22 protein-coding genes are annotated in these 17,816 nt (G+C 66.5%); 10 read left to right on the plus strand and 12 right to left on the minus strand.

The window, feature by feature from the left end; genetic code table 11:
* The 6 genes from QOJ24_RS25765 to pdxH all read right to left on the minus strand — a co-directional run.
* Positions 1-557, minus strand: a 557-nt coding sequence (locus QOJ24_RS25765) for an MFS transporter (protein WP_526266295.1), incomplete at its 3' end; no start/stop codon positions are given.
* Between the two features lie 141 nt (positions 558-698).
* Positions 699-1,994 carry a citrate synthase gene (locus tag QOJ24_RS25770; protein ID WP_526266297.1) on the minus strand — a complete coding sequence of 432 codons (1,296 nt, stop codon included), beginning with the start codon at positions 1,992-1,994 and terminating at the stop codon, positions 699-701.
* 91 nt (positions 1,995-2,085) lie between these two features.
* The gene (locus tag QOJ24_RS25775; RefSeq protein WP_526266298.1) at positions 2,086-2,280 is read right to left on the minus strand and encodes a hypothetical protein; all 195 of its coding nucleotides are present in this window, start codon (positions 2,278-2,280) and stop codon (positions 2,086-2,088) included.
* Positions 2,250-2,468 carry a hypothetical protein gene (locus QOJ24_RS25780; protein WP_526266300.1) on the minus strand — a complete coding sequence of 73 codons (219 nt, stop codon included), beginning with the start codon at positions 2,466-2,468 and terminating at the stop codon, positions 2,250-2,252. Before QOJ24_RS25780 ends, QOJ24_RS25775 begins: the two co-directional genes overlap by 31 nt.
* Positions 2,469-2,639: 171 nt before the next feature.
* Positions 2,640-3,959 (minus strand): MFS transporter, encoded by a 1,320-nt coding sequence (locus QOJ24_RS25785; RefSeq protein ID WP_526266302.1) that lies wholly within the window; start codon positions 3,957-3,959, stop codon positions 2,640-2,642.
* A complete protein-coding gene (pdxH, locus tag QOJ24_RS25790) occupies positions 3,959-4,621 on the minus strand; it encodes a pyridoxamine 5'-phosphate oxidase (RefSeq protein WP_526266304.1) in 663 nt (220 codons plus the stop codon). The genes QOJ24_RS25785 and pdxH overlap by 1 nt, the downstream gene beginning before the upstream one ends.
* Positions 4,622-4,705: 84 nt before the next feature.
* Between pdxH and QOJ24_RS25795 the strand changes: the two genes are divergently transcribed.
* From QOJ24_RS25795 to QOJ24_RS25805, 3 genes are all read left to right on the plus strand, one after another.
* Positions 4,706-5,824, plus strand: coding sequence for a citrate synthase (locus QOJ24_RS25795; RefSeq protein ID WP_526266306.1), 1,119 nt, complete (start codon positions 4,706-4,708; stop codon positions 5,822-5,824).
* Between the two features lie 5 nt (positions 5,825-5,829).
* On the plus strand, positions 5,830-6,444 hold the full coding sequence (locus QOJ24_RS25800; RefSeq protein WP_526266308.1) for a maleylpyruvate isomerase N-terminal domain-containing protein: 615 nt from the start codon (positions 5,830-5,832) through the stop codon (positions 6,442-6,444).
* Between the two features lie 82 nt (positions 6,445-6,526).
* Positions 6,527-6,976 carry a VOC family protein gene (locus tag QOJ24_RS25805; RefSeq protein WP_526266310.1) on the plus strand — a complete coding sequence of 150 codons (450 nt, stop codon included), beginning with the start codon at positions 6,527-6,529 and terminating at the stop codon, positions 6,974-6,976.
* A 14-nt stretch (positions 6,977-6,990) separates the two neighbouring features.
* Here the strand turns inward: QOJ24_RS25805 and QOJ24_RS25810 are convergent, their stop codons facing one another.
* Positions 6,991-8,676: an FAD-dependent oxidoreductase gene (locus QOJ24_RS25810; protein ID WP_526266312.1), complete on the minus strand. Its 1,686-nt coding sequence runs from the start codon at positions 8,674-8,676 to the stop codon at positions 6,991-6,993.
* A 6-nt stretch (positions 8,677-8,682) separates the two neighbouring features.
* Positions 8,683-9,699, minus strand: a complete 1,017-nt coding sequence (locus tag QOJ24_RS25815) for a diiron oxygenase (protein WP_526266314.1) — start codon at positions 9,697-9,699, stop codon at positions 8,683-8,685.
* A 139-nt stretch (positions 9,700-9,838) separates the two neighbouring features.
* On the opposite strand from QOJ24_RS25815, the gene map reads away from it, so the two are divergent.
* Positions 9,839-10,621 carry a type I methionyl aminopeptidase gene (map, locus tag QOJ24_RS25820; protein WP_526266316.1) on the plus strand — a complete coding sequence of 261 codons (783 nt, stop codon included), beginning with the start codon at positions 9,839-9,841 and terminating at the stop codon, positions 10,619-10,621.
* A gap of 26 nt (positions 10,622-10,647) precedes the next feature.
* Here the strand turns inward: map and QOJ24_RS25825 are convergent, their stop codons facing one another.
* Positions 10,648-11,118 (minus strand): CAP domain-containing protein, encoded by a 471-nt coding sequence (locus QOJ24_RS25825; RefSeq protein ID WP_526266317.1) that lies wholly within the window; start codon positions 11,116-11,118, stop codon positions 10,648-10,650.
* Positions 11,119-11,289: 171 nt separating this feature from the next.
* Between QOJ24_RS25825 and serC the strand changes: the two genes are divergently transcribed.
* The gene (serC, locus tag QOJ24_RS25830) at positions 11,290-12,402 is read left to right on the plus strand and encodes a phosphoserine transaminase (protein WP_526266318.1); all 1,113 of its coding nucleotides are present in this window, start codon (positions 11,290-11,292) and stop codon (positions 12,400-12,402) included.
* Between the two features lie 108 nt (positions 12,403-12,510).
* Positions 12,511-13,284 carry a septation protein SepH gene (gene sepH / locus QOJ24_RS25835; RefSeq protein ID WP_526266319.1) on the plus strand — a complete coding sequence of 258 codons (774 nt, stop codon included), beginning with the start codon at positions 12,511-12,513 and terminating at the stop codon, positions 13,282-13,284.
* Here sepH and QOJ24_RS25840 read toward each other — a convergent pair.
* Genes QOJ24_RS25840 through QOJ24_RS25850 form a run of 3 tightly spaced genes read right to left on the minus strand, consistent with a single transcriptional unit; the run spans position 13,281 to position 14,742 of the window.
* On the minus strand, positions 13,281-13,550 hold the full coding sequence (locus tag QOJ24_RS25840) for a DUF2537 domain-containing protein (protein ID WP_526266321.1): 270 nt from the start codon (positions 13,548-13,550) through the stop codon (positions 13,281-13,283). The two genes, sepH and QOJ24_RS25840, sit on opposite strands and share 4 nt — an antisense overlap.
* The gene (locus tag QOJ24_RS25845; RefSeq protein ID WP_526266323.1) at positions 13,547-14,362 is read right to left on the minus strand and encodes a TrmH family RNA methyltransferase; all 816 of its coding nucleotides are present in this window, start codon (positions 14,360-14,362) and stop codon (positions 13,547-13,549) included. Before QOJ24_RS25845 ends, QOJ24_RS25840 begins: the two co-directional genes overlap by 4 nt.
* A complete protein-coding gene (locus QOJ24_RS25850; protein ID WP_526266332.1) occupies positions 14,359-14,742 on the minus strand; it encodes an Rv0880 family HTH-type transcriptional regulator in 384 nt (127 codons plus the stop codon). The genes QOJ24_RS25845 and QOJ24_RS25850 overlap by 4 nt, the downstream gene beginning before the upstream one ends.
* A gap of 138 nt (positions 14,743-14,880) precedes the next feature.
* Here QOJ24_RS25850 and QOJ24_RS25855 point away from each other — a divergent pair, with 138 nt between their 5' ends.
* The 4 genes from QOJ24_RS25855 to QOJ24_RS25870 form a co-directional block, all read left to right on the plus strand.
* On the plus strand, positions 14,881-15,144 hold the full coding sequence (locus tag QOJ24_RS25855) for a DUF2530 domain-containing protein (protein ID WP_526266325.1): 264 nt from the start codon (positions 14,881-14,883) through the stop codon (positions 15,142-15,144).
* A 294-nt stretch (positions 15,145-15,438) separates the two neighbouring features.
* A complete protein-coding gene (locus QOJ24_RS25860; protein ID WP_526266326.1) occupies positions 15,439-16,467 on the plus strand; it encodes a helix-turn-helix transcriptional regulator in 1,029 nt (342 codons plus the stop codon).
* 57 nt (positions 16,468-16,524) lie between these two features.
* Positions 16,525-17,154: an RNA polymerase sigma factor gene (locus QOJ24_RS25865; protein ID WP_526266328.1), complete on the plus strand. Its 630-nt coding sequence runs from the start codon at positions 16,525-16,527 to the stop codon at positions 17,152-17,154.
* Between the two features lie 68 nt (positions 17,155-17,222).
* Positions 17,223-17,816 (plus strand): FAD-dependent oxidoreductase (locus QOJ24_RS25870; RefSeq protein ID WP_526266330.1); only part of this gene is annotated, 594 nt, incomplete at its 3' end.

Raw genomic sequence — 17,816 nt, forward strand, 5'->3', positions numbered from 1 at the left:
ACGAGCGCAAGCGCGCAGATCGGCAGGTTGATCCAGAACACCGCGCGCCAGTTCACCAGTTCAATGAGCAGGCCGCCCACGATCGGACCCAGTGCCATCGAGATGCCGACGACACCGCCCCAGACACCGATCGCCCGTGCGCGTTCGACCCTGCCGGTGAAGACCTGCGTGATGATCGACATCGCGACGGGGTTGAGCATCGAGCCGCCGATCGCCTGCAGCATGCGCGCCAGAATCAAGATCTGGATGTTGGGCGACAGGCTGCACAGCAGCGAGCCGAGCGCGAAGACCGTGAGCCCGATCTGGAAGGTGCGGCGGCGGCCGAACCGGTCGGCGGTCGCACCCGAGAGCAGCAGCAGCGAGGCCAGCACCAGCGTGTAGATGTCGATGACCCACTGCAGCTGCGACGCCGACGCGTGCAGGTCGGCGCGAATATTCGGCACCGCGACGTTGACGATCGTCGCGTCCATCGACACGATCAGCAGGCTCAAGCAGCAGGACACCAGGATTATGCCCTTGCGCCGAGCGCTCAGTGATCGGACGACAGTTTCATTCACACAACGATTGTGAAACTACAACTGTTCGTAAAGCAAGTTCAGACGCTGTGCCGTGAGAGCCGTTACGCCGAGTGTGGGGTTATGTCACGCTCCGGACGCCCGCAACGTGCGGGTAACCCACGTTCGGCGGACAAGGGGAGGCTACCGGCCGCCGAGCTCTTTGTAGTCGCGCTCGGTGTAGCCCGTGTAGATCTGGCGCGGACGCCCGATCTTGCCGCTGCCGTCCTCGTGCATCTCGCGCCAGTGCGCGATCCAGCCCGGCAGCCGGCCGACGGAGAACAGCACCGTGAACATCCGCGTCGGGAAGCCCATCGCGCGGTAGATCACGCCGGTGTAGAAGTCGACGTTCGGGTAGAGCTTGCGCTCGATGAAGAAGTCGTCGGTCAGCGCGACCTCTTCAAGAGCCTTCGCGATGTCCAGCAGCGCGTCGTCGCCGCCCAGCTTGCCGAGGATCTTGTCGGCCTGCTCCTTGACGATGCGCGCCCGCGGGTCGTAGTTCTTGTAGACCCGATGGCCGAAGCCCATCAGCTTGACGTTGTCTTCCTTGTTCTTGACCCTCTTGACGAAGTCGTGCACGTCGCCGTCGGACTGGCGGATCTTCTCCAGCATCTCCAGCACCGCCTGGTTGGCACCGCCGTGCAGTGGACCCCACAGAGCGTTGATGCCGCCCGAAATGGAGGTGAAGAGGTTGGCCTGCGACGAGCCGACCAGGCGCACCGTCGACGTCGAACAGTTCTGCTCGTGGTCGGCGTGCAGGATCAGCAGCAAATCCAACGCCCGCACAACCTCCGGGTCCACCTCGTAAGGCTCGGCGGGGAACCCGAACGTCATCCGCAGAAAGTTCTCGACCAGGGTCAGCGAGTTGTCCGGATACAGGAACGGCTGGCCGACCGACTTCTTGTACGCGTAGGCCGCGATCGTGGGCAGCTTGGCCAGCAGCCGGATGGTGGACAGCTCGACCTGCTCGTCGTCGAACGGGTCCAGCGAATCCTGGTAGTACGCCGACAGAGCATTCACCGCGCTGGACACCACGGGCATCGGGTGCGCGTTGCGCGGGAAACCGTCGAAGAACCGCTTCAGATCTTCGTGCAGCAGCGTGTGCCGCTGGATCTGATCGGTGAACTTGTCCAGTTCGTCCTTGGTCGGCAGTTCGCCGTAGATCAGCAGATAGCAGACCTCGATGAAGCTCGACTTCTCGGCGAGCTGCTCGATCGGGTAGCCGCGGTAGCGCAGGATGCCCGCGTCACCGTCGATGTAGGTGATGGCGCTCTTGGTTGAGGCGGTGTTGACGAACCCTTCATCGAAGGTGGTGTAGCCGGTCTTCGCCAGCAGTGACCCCAGAGCAATCCCGTCGGACCCCTCCGTGGCGTTGACGACGTCCAGCTCAAGCTCGCCACCGGGGTAGTGGAGGGTGGCGTGCTCGTCTTTTTCTGCCACGGGAATCCCTTCGTCGCGCCAGTGATCCGACCTCTGCCGTAAAACGGTAGTCCCATTGTGGCAATCGCGCCCGCGCGGGGTGCGGGGGGGTTCAGACCGGCTGCGGGACGCCGTCAATCAGGCCTGCGAACTGGACGAACGTCTCCTCGATCCGGTCGGCGGCGTCGTCGATGTCGACGCCTCGCCACTCGGTGTCCATGCCGAGGTCGGCGAGCGCGGCCATGATGATCGACCCCCATACCGCGGCGACCAGCCTCAGCCCTCGATCGTCGAGATCGACACCCATTCGGCTGGCCAGTTCGACGTTGACCGCGTGTGGCCGGACTCCACGGTGGCCTGCCGCAGTGTCGACGACGACATGATGATCCGCAACGTGCTCATGAGCCGCGGCGCGGTCAATTCCCCTACCCCTGCGTGCTTGGTGTTGCGGTACATCGTCACCGAGGCGCGGCACAACGCCTCCAGATGGTTCATGTCGGTGGGGAGCCGGGCCAGCTCGACCGCGGCGACGTCGGCGTGCGCTGTTTTTTTAACTCGCGCAAGCTAATTGGCAACGAGTCCCCTACATCACCAGGCACGACAGGATGCTACTTCGGGCACAAATGCTTGCCAAGGAAAGTATCGCCGATCGCAATCTGCCCGCGATCACACTTTGTCGTCGTCCGGCAAGTGTTCGCTGGATTGCTGCCGTGTGGCCGGCCCCGGTCGGTTCACCCGGTAGCGCACGAATGCAGGCGCGAGGACCGCCGCGATCAACACGCCCACCACGACGAGTCCCCCGCCGCCTGCTGCGGCGATCGTGGTGCCGACGGTGGCCGCGGCGGCGCCGTGCACCGCGTCGGCGAGTCGTGGACCACCCGCGACGACGACGGTGAATACGCCCTGCAAGCGGCCGCGGACGTCGTCGGACGCCGCCTGCTGAAGGATCGTATTGCGGAACGCCGAAGACACCATGTCGGCCGCCCCGCCAATAGCCAGGAACGCCAGTGCAATCCACAACATCAGGCCCGCCGATCCGTGGGCCAGACCGCTGGCGACGCCGAAGCCGATCATCGCCGCGCCCCACACCAGGATCGCGGCGACGACGGCGAGGCCTTGTCTCTGGATCCGCGGTAGCCAGCCGGAGAACACCCCGCCTGCGACGGCGCCCATCGCTATGGCCGCAGCGAGTAGCGCCATCGCGGTGCCGCCCTCGACCGGTCCGCCGAAGCTTTCGTGTGCCATTTGCGGAAACAGTGCGCGGGGCATCCCGAGGATCATCGCTATCAAGTCGACGACGAACGACATCAACACGACGGTGTTGCCTGCGAGATAGCGAAAGCCGTCCAGCACGGCGCGGAATCCCGCGCCGGAAGACCCCTCGCCGTTGGTCGGCGGGATCGCCGCGAGGCGGAAGGTCGCCCAGATCGGCAGCAGGCACGTGATCGCATCGATCAGATACAGGGTCGACAGATCGACCCAGCGCAACATGACCCCGGCGAGCAGCGGCCCAACGATCGCGCCGAATTGCATGACGGTCATGTTCAGTGAGTTGGCCGCGGGCAGTTGGTCGCTCGACAGGATTCGAGGGATCGCCGCTGACCGGGTGGGCTGATTGATGGCGTAGAACGCCTGCTGCACCGACAACAGGCACAGCACCACCCATACGTTGTTGATCGCCAGCGCGGCCTGCAACCAGAGAAACACCGACGCCACCGCCAAACCGCACGACGTGATGATCAGCAGCACGCGTCGGTCCATATGGTCCGCCAGCGCGCCGCCCCACAACCCGAACACCACCAGTGGGACGAGCGCGAAGATCCCGGAAAGACCGACGTAGGCGGAGCTCTGTGTGAGTGCGTAGAGCTGCACGGGGACCGCGAAGATGGTGAGGTTGCCGCCGATGACCGTCGGGATGCCCGCCACCCAGAGCAGGCGGAAGTCGCGTGTCCGCAGCGGGGTGAGGTCGGCGAAGAGCCGCCGCACTACGGTTGCAGCCGCTGTTGGCCGCCTTGCGTGATCCGAATCCGGTTGTGTACCCGGTTCTCCCGGCCCTGCCAGAATTCGACGACATCGGGTGCGATGAGGTAACCGCCCCAGTTCGGCGGCACGGGGACCTCGTCGAGGTCGGCGAAACGTTGCGTGACGTCAGCCAATTGGTCCAGCAGCGCCTTGCGAGAAGCGATCGGGCGTGACTGGTGTGACGCCCATGCACCCAGCTGAGACCCTCTGGGCCGGTGCCGCCAGTAGTCGGCGGTCACCTCGGCGGCCACCCTCGTCACCGGACCGCGGAGGTGCACCTGCCGACCGAGCAGGTACCACGGGAATGTCGCCGACGCATACGGCGTCGACGCGAGCTCCTCACCCTTGGCAGAGTCGTAGTTGGTGAAGAAGGTGATGCCGGTCTCGTCCACGCTCTTGCACAACACCGAGCGCGTCGCAGGCCTTCCTTGGGCGTCGACGGTGCCGACCACCATCGCGTTGGGCTCGGCCACGCCTGCGCTCTCGGCGTCGGCTAACCACTTGCGCAGCAGGGCAACCCAGCCCTCGGCGAGCCAGTCGGAATCGAGGTCGGGGCTGCCGTCCTTCTCCACCGATCCGTACTCCACACGCATCGCGGCCAGTCGCTCATTCTCCGGGATCGCCACCGCGATAACGCTACGCCCCAGAAGTTGGGCGGCTTGTTACCGACCGGTAGCGCAGCGGCGTGGGGCGTTTGGGAGAATCAGCTCATGACAGTGGTACCCGAGGACTTCGTCGAAGGCCTGGAAGGCGTCGTTGCCTTCACCACCGAGATCGCCGAGCCGGACAAAGACGGCGGCGCGCTCCGTTATCGCGGCGTCGATATCGAGGATCTGGTCAACCGCCAGGTCACATTCGGTGACGTCTGGGGGCTGCTGGTGGACGGCAGGTTCGGCGAGGGATTGCCGCCCGCCGAGCCGTTCCCGCTGCCGATCCACAGCGGCGATGTCCGCGTGGACGTGCAGGCCGGCCTGCCGATGCTCGCGCCTATTTGGGGATACGCGCCGCTGCTGGACATCGACGACGCCACCGCCCGTCACCAACTCGCCCGTGCGTCGGTGATGGCGCTGTCGTACGTCGCGCAGTCCGCCCGCGGGATCCACCAGTCCGCCGTCCCTCAGCGCAAGATCGACGAATGCGCCACCGTGACAGCGCGTTTCATGACCCGTTGGCAGGGTGAACCGGATCCAAGGCACGTCGAGGCGATCGACGCCTACTGGGTTTCTGCCGCCGAACACGGCATGAACGCCTCGACGTTCACGGCCAGGGTGATCGCGTCGACAGGCGCCGACGTCGCGGCGGCGCTGTCCGGCGCCATCGGGGCGATGAGCGGCCCGCTGCACGGCGGTGCGCCCGCCCGGGTGATCCCGATGATCGAGGAGGCCGAGCGCACCGGCGACGCGCGGGCGGTGGTACGCGGCGTGCTGGACCGCAAGGAGAAGCTGATGGGCTTCGGTCACCGGGTGTACCGGGCGGAGGACCCGCGGGCCCGGGTGCTGCGGGCTACCGCCAAGAAGTTGGAGGCGCCTCGCTACGAAGTCGCCGCCGCACTCGAGCAGGCCGCGCTGACCGAACTGCGCGAGCGACGCCCCGACCGCGCCATCGAGACGAACGTTGAGTTCTGGGCGGCGGTGATCCTCGACTTCGCCGAGGTGCCCGTCAAGATGATGCCCGCGATGTTCACCTGCGGACGCACAGCCGGCTGGAGTGCCCACATCCTCGAACAGAAGAAGCTCGGCAAGCTCGTTCGCCCGGCGGCGCTCTATATCGGCCCCGGTCCGCGCAGCCCCGAGTCCGTCGAGGGTTGGAGCGAGATAGCGAAGGGCTGACGGCGGTGGCGACGGTGGTCACCACCTTCGAGTCGGCGGCAAGAAGCTTTGCCGACCTGGTGAACCGAATCCCGGACGACCGTTGGACGGGCCCCGGGCTGGGCGACTGGGACCTTCGGTCGCTCGTCGGGCACGCGTCGCGCTCGCTCGTCACCGTGAGCACCTATCTGCAGACCGCGGCCGAGCACGAGGACGTCGCGACCCCGCAGGACTACTACGCACAGATCGCCGACTACATGACAGAAGCCGGCGCTGAGGCGATCATCGAGCGCGGCAGGCAGGCAGGGCGCGATCTGGGTCAGGACCCGACCGCGAGGGTGGACGCTCTGGTGGAGCAGGTGATGACCGAGCTCCAGGCTGCCGGCGACCCGCTCATCGCGGTCATCGGCGGGTTGGGTCTACGGCTGCACACGTACCTGCCGACCCGCACGTTCGAGCTCGCGGTGCACGGGCTGGATATCGCACGGGCGACCGGGCTTTCATTCGACCTGCCCGCCGAGGTGCTCGAGGAGGCCACGGTGCTGGCGGCGCGGATCGCGGTGCTGACGGGTCGTGGAGACGAGCTGCTGATGGCATTGACGGGGCGAACTGCGCTGCCGCCGTCGTTCTCCGTTGTCTGACCCCTGCTGTTGTATGGCGGCGCGATGAGTTTTCGTCGTGTGCTCAGTCGGTAGTGATGACCACCCTCGATAGGAGAACACCATGGCAATCGAAGTTCAGCCCGCAGTGCTGCCACACCTGGTCGTCGACGACGCCGCCGCCGCGATTGATTTCTATGTGAAGGCGTTCGGTGCGGTCGAGCACGGCCGGGTGCCCGGGCCGGACGGCAAGCTGATCCACGCGTCGCTGGCGATCAACGGCTCATCGGTGATGCTCAACGACGACTTTCCTGAGATGAGCGGCGGCGAGTCGATGACGCCGAAGGCGCTCGGCGGTTCTCCGGTCACCATCCATCTCGTCGTCACCGACGTCGACAAGCAGTTCCAGCAGGCCGTCGACGCGGGCGCCACCGTCGTCATGCCCGTCGAGGACCAGTTCTGGGGCGACCGATACGGCGTCCTGCGGGATCCCTTCGGCCATCAGTGGTCGATGGGTCAGCCGGTGCGCGAGGTGAGCATCGACGAGATCCATGAGGCGGTCAAGCAGCACTAGCCGCTGCGCGCGGCTCAGCGCCGAAGCCCGGCGAGCACCCGCTGCCGGAGCGACGGCGGCGGTGCGGCCGCGACGGCGGCCAGCATGTCGGCGACGGAGGTGAACTTGTCGCGCGGCCGGTCCGGCCCACCCCGTGCGATTTCGGCCTTATCGATCGCCTGCCAGCCCGCTGCGTCGACCACGTCGGGGCGGCGGCTGCGCACCAGCTTGTCCAGCACGGCGGGGGTGCCCGACGGCTCGGCCAGGTGACCTTCGTTGTAATCGTCGACCAGGTTCTGCACAGTCTGCAGTGCGCAGGACTTGTTCGTGCCGATGAAACCGGTCGGTCCGCGCTTGATCCAGCCTGCGACATAGCTGCCGCGCACTGGTTTCCCGCTCTGCGGGTCGATCACCCGGCCGCCGTCGTTGGGCACCACCGCTGCGGTGTCGTCGAACGGCAGATCGCCAATCGGCTTGCCGCGGTAGCCGATCGAGGTCAACACGAGGCCGGCGTCGAGCTGGCGGGTCTCGTCGCTGCCGGTGACCGCGAACTCGACACCGCCCGCGCGGTCGGCACCGAGAACGCGCTGCGGCGTGAGGCGGTATACGAGCCGGATCCTTGGTCGCGTCGCGGGCGTCGACGCGTCGCCGAGCTTGCTCAGGATCTCCAGCTTGTTGCGCGTCAGCCGGTCTTCGCAGGCGGCCAGGTCGGCCTGCACCAAGTCGTGGTCATCGGCGTCCAGCACGACCTCGCACGTGGACGTCAGCCCGATCAGTTCGGGCAGCGTGAAGGCCGACTGAGCGGGCCCGCGACGCGCTGCGATCACGACTTCGGTGACCTTCGAAGCCCGCAGCGCGCCGAGCGCGTGGCCCGAGATGTCCGTGCGCGCCAACGCATCTGGATCGGTTGTCAGGATCCGTGCGACATCGAGTGCGACGTTGCCGTTGCCGACGATCACCACCCGCTCGTGTGCCAAATCGACGGGGAGGTCGGTGTACTCGGGGTGACCGTTGATCCACGCCACGACTTCGGTGGCGGTGCCGGTGCCCGGCATGCCCATTCCGTCGATGTCCAGCCTGCGATCGTTCGATGCGCCGACCGCGTAGAGCACGGCATGGTGGTGGTCCAGCAGTTCGGAATGCGATAGGTCCGATCCCACCTCGACGTTGAGGAAGAACCGGAAGCTGCGCCGCCTGGCGATCTTGTCGAACAGTCGGGTGACCCGTTTGGTGCTCTGGTGGTCGGGCGCCACGCCGGCCCGCACCAGCCCGTAGGGCGTCGGCAGCCGTTCGAAGACGTTCACCCGTACGCCCCGCTGGGTCAGCAGCTCGTCGGCCGCATACATCGCGGCCGGCCCTGAGCCGACGATGGCTACCGTCAACGGGTTCGCGCCCTGCGGAAGCACTTTCGGCGCGTCGATCACCGGCGCCAGCTTGGATGTCGGCGGCAGCTTCTCCCCTTCGGGCCGGTCGGGGTAGTACGCGGCGTTGAGCGCGACAAAGGGCAGTTGCGCAGGCTCGAGCCGGGTGTCGGGCGCGATCGCGCCGACCGGGCACGCGCTCACACACGCGCCACAATCAACGCAGGCAACCGGATCGATGTAGAGCATCTCCGCCGTCGCGAAGCCGGGCTCGTCCGGTGAGGGATGGATGCAGTTCACCGGGCAGGCGTAGACACAGGACCCGTCGCTGCAACACGACTGGGTGACGACATGAGGCATGGGTGCCTAGGCTACCGACACCAGGTGCTGACGGGCGGGTTCGCTGCGGTAGCGGCTCGGCGCGCCGTCGATCCTGCAGATCCGCCACATCAGCTTGGCGAGCGGATTGATCAGCCCTGTGTCGTTACAGAGCATCCGGACGTCGCCGAACATGTCGCGCAGCATTTGCCGTGATTCGGGCGACCGGAAGAAGATCTCCTTGCGGACCGAGCGTGGAATGTCGAATTCCTTCCAGAACGACCTGGGCGGAACGATGATGGCCGAGCACAGGATCCGCATGGTCAGCGGCACGTACAGCGACAACCAGAACCGCTTGCGCCGCGGCAGGTGCGGAACCCGCTTGCGCAGGTATTCGTGCGCGAACGAGATGTGCCGCGCTTCCTCCGCGACGTGGATGGCCATCACCCGCTCCATGATCGGATGCAGCGTCTTGCCTTCGCGCAGGACGTTCTTCTGGGTGTGGTCAATCGGTTCCTCGCCTGCCAGGATGCCGAACCAGAACGGGATCGGCAGCGGCCCTGCGACCAGCGGGATGAGGGGCTGAATCCACTTCAGCAGCCGCGGCATCCCCGGCACGTCGGCGCCGATGCGGTTCACCATCTCCTGGAACATCATCGTGTGGTTGCACTCTTCGACCGCCTCGTGCAGGCAGTACCGGTACTCCGGAGAGCCGTTGGGTGTCCAGAAGGCGTACTCCATCAAGCCGCGGATCAGAATCGACTCGAAATGCAGGCCGACCTTCGCGACGTTGGCCTGTCGCCACATGCCGATCTCGATCTGCCGCTCGGTTGTCTGCGCTTTGTACCAGGCGTGCTGGCCGACCGGATCCGTCGCAGGCAGAATCCATCGCTCGTCGTTGTCGACAACCGCGAACTCCGGAGAGTCCCAGTCGATGTCGGTGTATGGATTGAAGTTGCGCCGCACCGACCCCTCGGACAGTGTGGTGAGCATGTCGACGTATGCGGTGTCGTCGACGACATCCATGTTGCGACGCCACCGCCTGACCATGCGGGTCCTAGCCATCAGAAGCCTCCCCTGTGGTTTACATGCACTGGCTTAATGTCCACCGACGGTACCGCAGGTATCGCATATTGAACAGGGTCGGTGTTGCGGTGTGGCCAACCGCGGCACCCGCCGCAGCATGTGACGGAGGTCACAACCCATGGTGGAGTTGAAGACAGAAGCCGAGGTAGAGGCCATGGCTGCGGCAGGCGCCGTCGTCGCCGAGGCGCTATGGGCGGTGGCCGAGCACGCCCGACCAGGCCAGTCCACGATCGAACTGGACACGGTCGCCGCCGACATCCTCGCTCGGCACGGCGCTCGGTCGCCGTTCCTCAACTACCACCCGGCGTGGGCGCCGCGGCCCTTCCCCGCGGTGCTGTGTGTCAGCGTCAACGACGCCATCGTGCACGGCATCCCGGGGTCTGGAGCGACGGCTTGCGGGGGTGTGCTCGCCGACGGCGACCTGGTCTCGATCGACTTCGGCGCGATCCTGCGCGGCTGGTGCGGCGACAGCGCGCGCAGCTTCGTCGTCGGCACTCCACGGCCCGAAGACGTATCGCTGATCGAGGCGACCGACAACGCCCTTGCGGCCGGCATCGCTGCGGTACGGCCTGGCAACACGCTCGGCGACATCGGATACGCGATCGCTTCGGCGGCCCGCGGCGCGGGCTACGGCCTGCTGGCCGACCACGGCGGACACGGGATCGGCCGTGCGATGCACGAGGATCCGCACGTGCCGAACGAAGGGCGCGCCGGGAAGGGTATGCGGCTGCAGCCGGGCCTGGTGATCGCCATCGAACCGATGTTGATCGCCGATGGCACCGAGGACTACGTGCACGACCCCGACGGGTGGACGCTGCGAACGGCATCGGGCGCGCGTGCCGCGCACAGCGAGCACACCGTCGCAGTTACCCGCGACGGAGCCCGCGTCCTGACCGATTAGCGGCGCCCGCGATCGCGCCGCTGGGTTTACGCCCTCCCGAAGTCCCCTGCCGCGGTCATCTCGTCGCCATTGTTCACAGCCGAAAACCCAGCATCGGTATATCCGCAGTCAGTGATGATCGCGCGGTGGCTCGGGCTGTTCATCCACCACGAGACTGCAGCCGCCGGGCTACCGCTTGAGCCGGTGCCCCAAAAGACGACCTCGCCGAGCGCGGCGTACGGCGCGTAGCCGGCGTCCGTGACGCGCTGGACAGGGGAGGAGCCGTCCGAGCCGGTATGGCTCTTCGCTCCATTCTCGAGTACATCGTTCGCATGGCGCGCGGCGGCGGCAGTCAACTGTGGGTTGGCCACAACGGGACCACAGCCGTTCGCCGCGCGCATGTCGTTGATTTCACTCAGCACTTCGCCACCCTGGTCGCCGCCGTCTGCCTGGGCAGGTGCCGCGGCGGTCATCGACGCGATGGACAACACGATCGCCGCACAGACCGGTATCGACATCGACGTTCTTCCGTGACTGATCACGTGCCCCCCTGGGCTCGAGCTACAGTCCCGACCAAATTCAGTATGAGCACTTCAGGCGTCGAGCGTCTGGTCTTCACCCAATCTGTCGGCTTTTCTGCCCAACCTCCCCGCAGGAAGTCCGCAAGGCCGGTCACTACTCTTGACCCCATGGCCGACCTGACGATTCCCGCCGACCTCAAGCCCCGCGACGGACGATTCGGCTGCGGGCCGTCGAAAGTACGGCCCGAGCAGTTGGCCGCGCTTGCCGCCGCAGGCGACCTGTTCGGCACGTCGCACCGGCAGGCGCCGGTGAAGAACCTGGTCGGCCGCGTCCGGGCGGGGGTACGCGAGCTGTTCTCGGCTCCCGACGGCTACGAGGTCATCCTCGGCAATGGCGGCTCGACGGCGTTCTGGGACGCGGCGGCGTTCGGGCTCATCGACAAGCGCTCGCTGCACCTGACCTATGGCGAATTCAGCTCGAAGTTCGCGTCCGCGGTCGCCAAGAATCCGTTCGTCGGCGACCCGGTGGTCGTGAAGGCCGACGCGGGAAGCGCCCCCGAGCCGCAATCCGATCCGTCCGTCGACGTCCTCGCGTGGGCGCACAACGAGACGTCGACCGGGGTGGCGGTGCCCGTGCAGCGCCCAGAAGGTTCTGGCGACGCGCTCGTCGTCATCGACGCCACATCGGCTGCGGGCGGACTGCCGGTGGACATCACCGATTCCGACGCGTATTACTTTGCCCCGCAGAAGAACTTCGCGAGCGACGGCGGATTGTGGATCGCGGTCGTCTCCCCCGCCGCGCTGTCGCGCATCGAGTCGATCGCCGCGTCGGGGCGTTGGGTGCCCGATTTTCTCTCATTGCCCATCGCCGTCGAGAACAGCCTGAAGAACCAGACCTACAACACCCCGGCGATCGGCACGCTGATCCTGCTCGCCGAGCAGCTGGACTGGATGCTGACCAACGGCGGGCTGGACTGGGCGGTCAAGCGCACCGCCGACTCGTCGCAGCGGCTCTATTCGTGGGCCGAGGCGTCGCAGTTCGCGACTCCGTTCGTTGCCGCCCCCGAACATCGCTCACAGGTGGTCGGCACCATCGACTTCTCCGATGACGTCGACGCCGCGGCGGTGGCCAAGACACTGCGGGCTAACGGGATCGTCGACACCGAGCCGTACCGCAAGCTCGGCCGCAACCAGCTGCGCATCGCCATGTTCACCGCCGTCGAACCCGACGATGTGACGTCGTTGACGGAATGCGTCGACTGGGTGGTGGAACGGCTCTGACCTGGGTAGCTCGGGCGTGTCGGCCAGGTAACGAGCCGATAACGCAGTAGGGTGACCTGCTAATCGGGCACGGCGTCCCGGCGCCACAGGAGCCCGGAGGAGGTCGGCATGCGGGAACTCAAGGTCGTCGGACTCGACGTTGATGGCAAACGCATAATTTGCGAAAGCGACGACCCCAACGAGAAGTTCATCCTGCGCGCTGACGACCGGTTGCGCGCCGCCGTGCGTGGCGAGAAATCCGCTGCCAGCCAAACCCGATCCGATGCAGAGGTTCCAAACGTGCTGCCTCCCAAGGAGATTCAGGCCAGAATACGCGCGGGCGCATCCGTCGAGCAGGTCGCGGAGTCCGCAGGCGTCGACATCTCCCGGGTGGAGCGATTCGCGCATCCGGTCCTTCTGGAACGCTCACGCGCTGCCGAACTGGCTACGGCGGCCCACCCGGTCCTTGCCGACGGTCCCGCCGTGCTCACCCTGCTGGAAACCATCACGTCGGCGCTGATCGCGCGCGGTCTCGACCCGGACTCGGCGAACTGGGACGCATGGCGCAACGAGGACGGCCGCTGGACGGTGCAGCTGTCCTGGCGGGCCGGACATTCCGACAACGCCGCCCACTTCCGATTCACCCCCGGCGCTCACGGCGGCACGGTCACCGCGTTCGACGACGCCGCATGTGCGCTGATCGACCCCGACTTCGCCAGGCCGCTGCGGCCGGTCGCGGCACTCGCCCCGCCTGCGAAGGAAGAACCCGAACCGCCGGTGCAGGTCGACAATGCACCCGAGCCGCCGAAGCCTGCGCGCGCTCCGCGCGCCCGAAAGGGCAAGCCGCCGGTTCCGGCTTGGGAAGACGTGCTGCTAGGCGTGCGATCCAGCGGTCAGCGCTAGCCGAGCGTCAACGCGAGCAGGGCCAGCCAGGCCCCGGCCACGCCGACGCCGAGCCCCAGCACGAACCACCTCAGGACCGGCGTTGCGCGCCAACCCCACACCGTCGGCGCCAGACCGCCCACCGCGACCAGGTTCAGTCCGGCCGCCAGCAGAGGATGAACGCGAATCAGCCCCATGCTCAGCACCACCACCGCGCCCGCCGTGACCATCGCGACGAATCCCGCGACCGTCAATCCGGTTCCCCACGGAACGGCGTCGTCATTCATCGGGCCAATCTAACCCGCTCGTAGAACGCCAGCGCGGCCGCCGTTGCCACATTCAGCGAATCGGTGCCGCGTGACATCGGGATCCGAACCCGGGTGTCGCTCGCCCGCATCGCCGTCTCCGTCAGGCCCGGCCCCTCGGCGCCGACGAGAAACGCGACGCACTCGTCGCCGACCGTCGCCATCGCCTCGGACAGGGTGGCGGCGCTTGGCTCAGGCGTCATCGCCAACAATCGAAAACCGTTGTCCCGCAATATGCTCAGGTCGGCGGGCCAGGCTGCCGCCCAGGCATACGGCACCAGAAGGGCGTGGCCCATCGACACCCGCACCGCCCGCCGGTACAGCGGATCGGCGCAACCGGTGCCGAACACCACCGCGTCGACGTTCAGGCCTGCCGCGTTGCGGAAGATCGAGCCGAGGTTCTCGTGGTCGTTGACCCCTTCGAGCACCGCGACGGTGCGCGCGCCGTCGCACACCTGCTCGACGGTCAACTCGCCTGGCCTGGGTGCAGCGGCGAGTACACCGCGGTTGAGGTGGAACCCGACCACGTCGGCCATCACCTCGGCGGTCGCGCAGTAATAGGGCGCGTCGGTCGCCGCGAGGTCGGCGGCCAGTTCGCCGAGCCGTCGCTCGGTGCCCAGCATGGCGCGCGGCCGAAACCGGGACGCCAGCATCCGCTGCACCACGAGCACGCCCTCGGCGATCACCAAACCCTTGCCGGACGGCAGATCAGGCCGACGGTCGATGCTGTTCAGGTCGCGGAAGTCGTCCAGCCGCGGGTCGGCGGGGTCGTCGACGTCGATCGTGACGCTCACGCGCTTTCGTCGACGAGCGCGGACATGAGGTCGGCGGCGACCAGCAGGGCCCTGCGTTGCTCCGCGTCGAACTGCGAAAGCCGCGCCTTGAGCCATTCCTGGCTGGCTTTACGTTCGGCTTCGATCAGTTCGGTGCCCGACGGCGAAACGGACACCAGTACCTGGCGGCCGTCAGCGGGATGCGCGGTGCGCGCAACGAACCCGAGTTCGGCCAGCGAGGCAATGACACGGGTCATCGACGGTGGCCGGACCCTTTCCCGCGTAGCTAACGCTCCGGGCGTCATCGCGCCCTCTTTAGCCAGGGTCGATAGCGCCGACAACTGTGACAGCGAAACCGGGGAATCCGGACGGCGAAACCGTAATTGGCGTGCCAGACGCATGACCGCCAGCGATAAGTCGCTCGCCAACCGGGATTCGGTATCCTTCACAAAGCAAAGAATAGCCAGTGGATGTTCCTGCGCGTAGCAAAACACGACGGGCTTTCGTCATAGATACATCGCGGGCTAGGTTTGTCGTCAATGAGCGCCGATCCCCCCGAGCCCGGTCAGCCGGAACCGCCTGCCCTGCCCGCGGTCCTGCTCGAACCGTCGCCGGTCATCATCGTGATCGCCGTGGGCTGGCTGATAGCCGCGATCCTGGCATTCACTGTCGCCGGGCTGCATGAGTGGCGTCCCATCGCGGTCGCCGGTCTCGGAGTCGGTGTCCTCGGCACGTCGATCTTCCTTTGGCAGCGAAGCGCATCGCGCCGCGGTTCGCGGGGCGCACAGAGCGGCCTGAACTGACGAGGCGGCCTCGGCCGCGGCGATGTAGGCATCCCAGAAGTCGGCGGTGGTCTGCGGGTTTCGCGTTCGTCATGGTGGATCTCCTCGGGCTTCATGTGATGTCCCCAGATCCCCGTTGACCTCAAGGTGATTCACGATCACCGGGCAGACCGCGCTCGCGAGTGTGACGAGTCCGTCAGTCGATTCGCAGATCGCGACACGTTCACAGCGACTCGCAAGCGGAATCACAGGCGGTGGCGCTACCGTCGCTGTCATGGCCGGATGACGTCACGAGCTTCGGCCGGTGGAGTCGCAATGAACGCATCACATCCGGACGGACCGGAGTCCATGCCGTCCGATCCGTGGTTTCGCACCCGGTCGCCCGAGCAGGCGATGGACGTCCGTGGTGCGGCGTTCTATCCGCACCGACTCCGTCTTCTCGGATCGTCGAACAACTTTGCGCTCAGGCAACGGGTATCCCATATCGGCCCTATCACCGTGGGCGACACCGTCTATGAAACGGATGTCTCGGTCGAATTCGACGACGATCGTGCTCACTACCACGTCCTCATTCCCCTCAACGGCTGCCTGGAGTCGCGCTATCGGGGGCAGCCACTGACGTCGACTCCGACGCTGGCGTCCATCTACCGGCCCGACGCCGAGATGGCGGCGACGTGGTGGCCGGGCGGCAGCCGCCATCTCGCGGTGAAGCTGGACCAGGTTGCCGTCGACAGAGCACTCGAGGCATTGGTCCACGGAAGGCTGGGTTCTGCGATCGAGTTCGACCCGGCGCTGCCGCTCACAGCAGGCGCCGCCCAAGAGTGGGTGCGCCTGCTGATGTTGGTCCATCGTCAGCTCGAGAACCCGGACAGCATGGTCGGGCATTCTCTGGTGCTGGCCCCGTTGGTGGAGAGCCTGATTCACGGCTTCCTGCTTGTCGCCGACCACCCCTATCGCGAATCACTGGCCACCCCAGCCGAACCCGGCCGACCGGCAGCTGTCGGGGACGCGATGGCGCTCATCGACGCCGGACCGCACCTGCCGCTGACCACTTCGCAACTCGCGATGCAATGCCACGTCAGCGTGCGCAGCTTGCAGGAGGGGTTCCGCAAGCACCTGGGCATGTCGCCGATGGCGTACCTGCGCGAGGTCAGGCTCCGACGTGCCCACCGTGACCTGCGAGCCGCAGACCCCAGCCACACGACCGTCGCCGCGGTCGCACACCGTTGGGGGTTCACCCACCTTGGCAGGTTCGCCACCGCCCACAAGCGCATGTACGGCGAAACGCCGCACGACGCCCTGCGCGCTGCGAACTCCGCACAACGCGAACCATTAGCCAGTTAGCGCGGATCGACCGCCTGTCGCGGGATCTACGCCGGCGGGCTACCTAGCGTCGAAGGTATGAAGCAGACCGCAGTGCTGGACGCGTCTCAGGCGCCCGCCCCACCACAACGTCAGTGCTCGGCCCACACAAGGCCGATCCCTGCGAGACGCACGCAGGTTACCGAAGATTCGGCCCCGTCGATGCGGGATCTCTATGACAAGCACGCCGAAGAACTGCGGCGCTATGCGGCGCGATTGACAGGTGACCGAACCCGCGCCGAAGACATCGTGCAGGAAACACTGCTCAAGGCGTGGCAGCACCCCGAGGTGACCGGCGACCCTGCCAAATCGCCCCGCGCCTGGCTCTTCACCGTTGCCCGCAACATGATCATCGACGAACGACGCAGCGCGAGGTTTCGCAACGAGTCGGTGATCGCGGACCCCGACGTGATCCCCGACCAAGTCGGCCCCGATGAGGTGAACTCCGCCTTGAACCGAATGTTGTTGAGCAGTGCGCTCGCTCAGCTGTCCGCGGATCACCGCATCGTGATCCGACGGTCGTATCACGAGGGCTGGACGACTGCGCAGATCGCCGCCGATCTGCACATCCCCAAAGGCACGGTGCGGTCCAGGCTGCACTACGCCATGCACGCGTTGCGACTCGCACTGCACGCGATGGGCTGCACCAATACGCAGGCATCCATGTAGAGCACGGGCCGTTCCGTGTCCGGCCGGCATGACCGGGGGTGCAGCGTAGAAGCGGTTGGAGGTATGAGATGAGCCCTTTGCGGGTCTTGGTCGTCGGCGCCGGTGTTGGCGGAATTTCCATTGCTCGCGACTTACTGCGCGACGGACACGACGTCACCGTCTTCGAAAAGCGGCCGGATGTGACGGCAGGTGGCGGTGCTGTCACCATCTGGTCCAACGGCGCGACCGTATTGGCGCAACTGGGCGTTGACATGACCGGCGCCGGTCAGCTGATTTCCGCAGTGCAGGTCGCCACGTCTGCCGGCCGACCGCTCGCGAACTTCGACGTGACCGCGGTCGTCGATCGGTTAGGTGCACCTGTTCGGATGGTGCCCCGTCGAGTCCTTTTCGAGCGGCTGCTTGACTGTTTCCCGGTCGATCGCATCCAATGCAATTGTCGCGCAGTCGGAATGCTCATTTCAGACGACGGGGTACGGGTCGATATCGACGACGGCAGCTTCGCTGAAGGAGACCTTCTGATCGGTGCGGACGGCCTGCACTCGGTGGTTCGCAACGTCCTCGGCGCACAACCCGCCACGCCGACCAGCTGGTGCAGCTGGCAGGGCTTGGTCACGCTTGCCGCCCTGCCCGACAAGCACATCGCACGAATCGTTGTCGGCGAG

Source organism: Mycobacterium sp. (genome assembly GCF_032159775.1).
Classification (GTDB): Bacteria; Actinomycetota; Actinomycetes; order Mycobacteriales; family Mycobacteriaceae; genus Mycobacterium.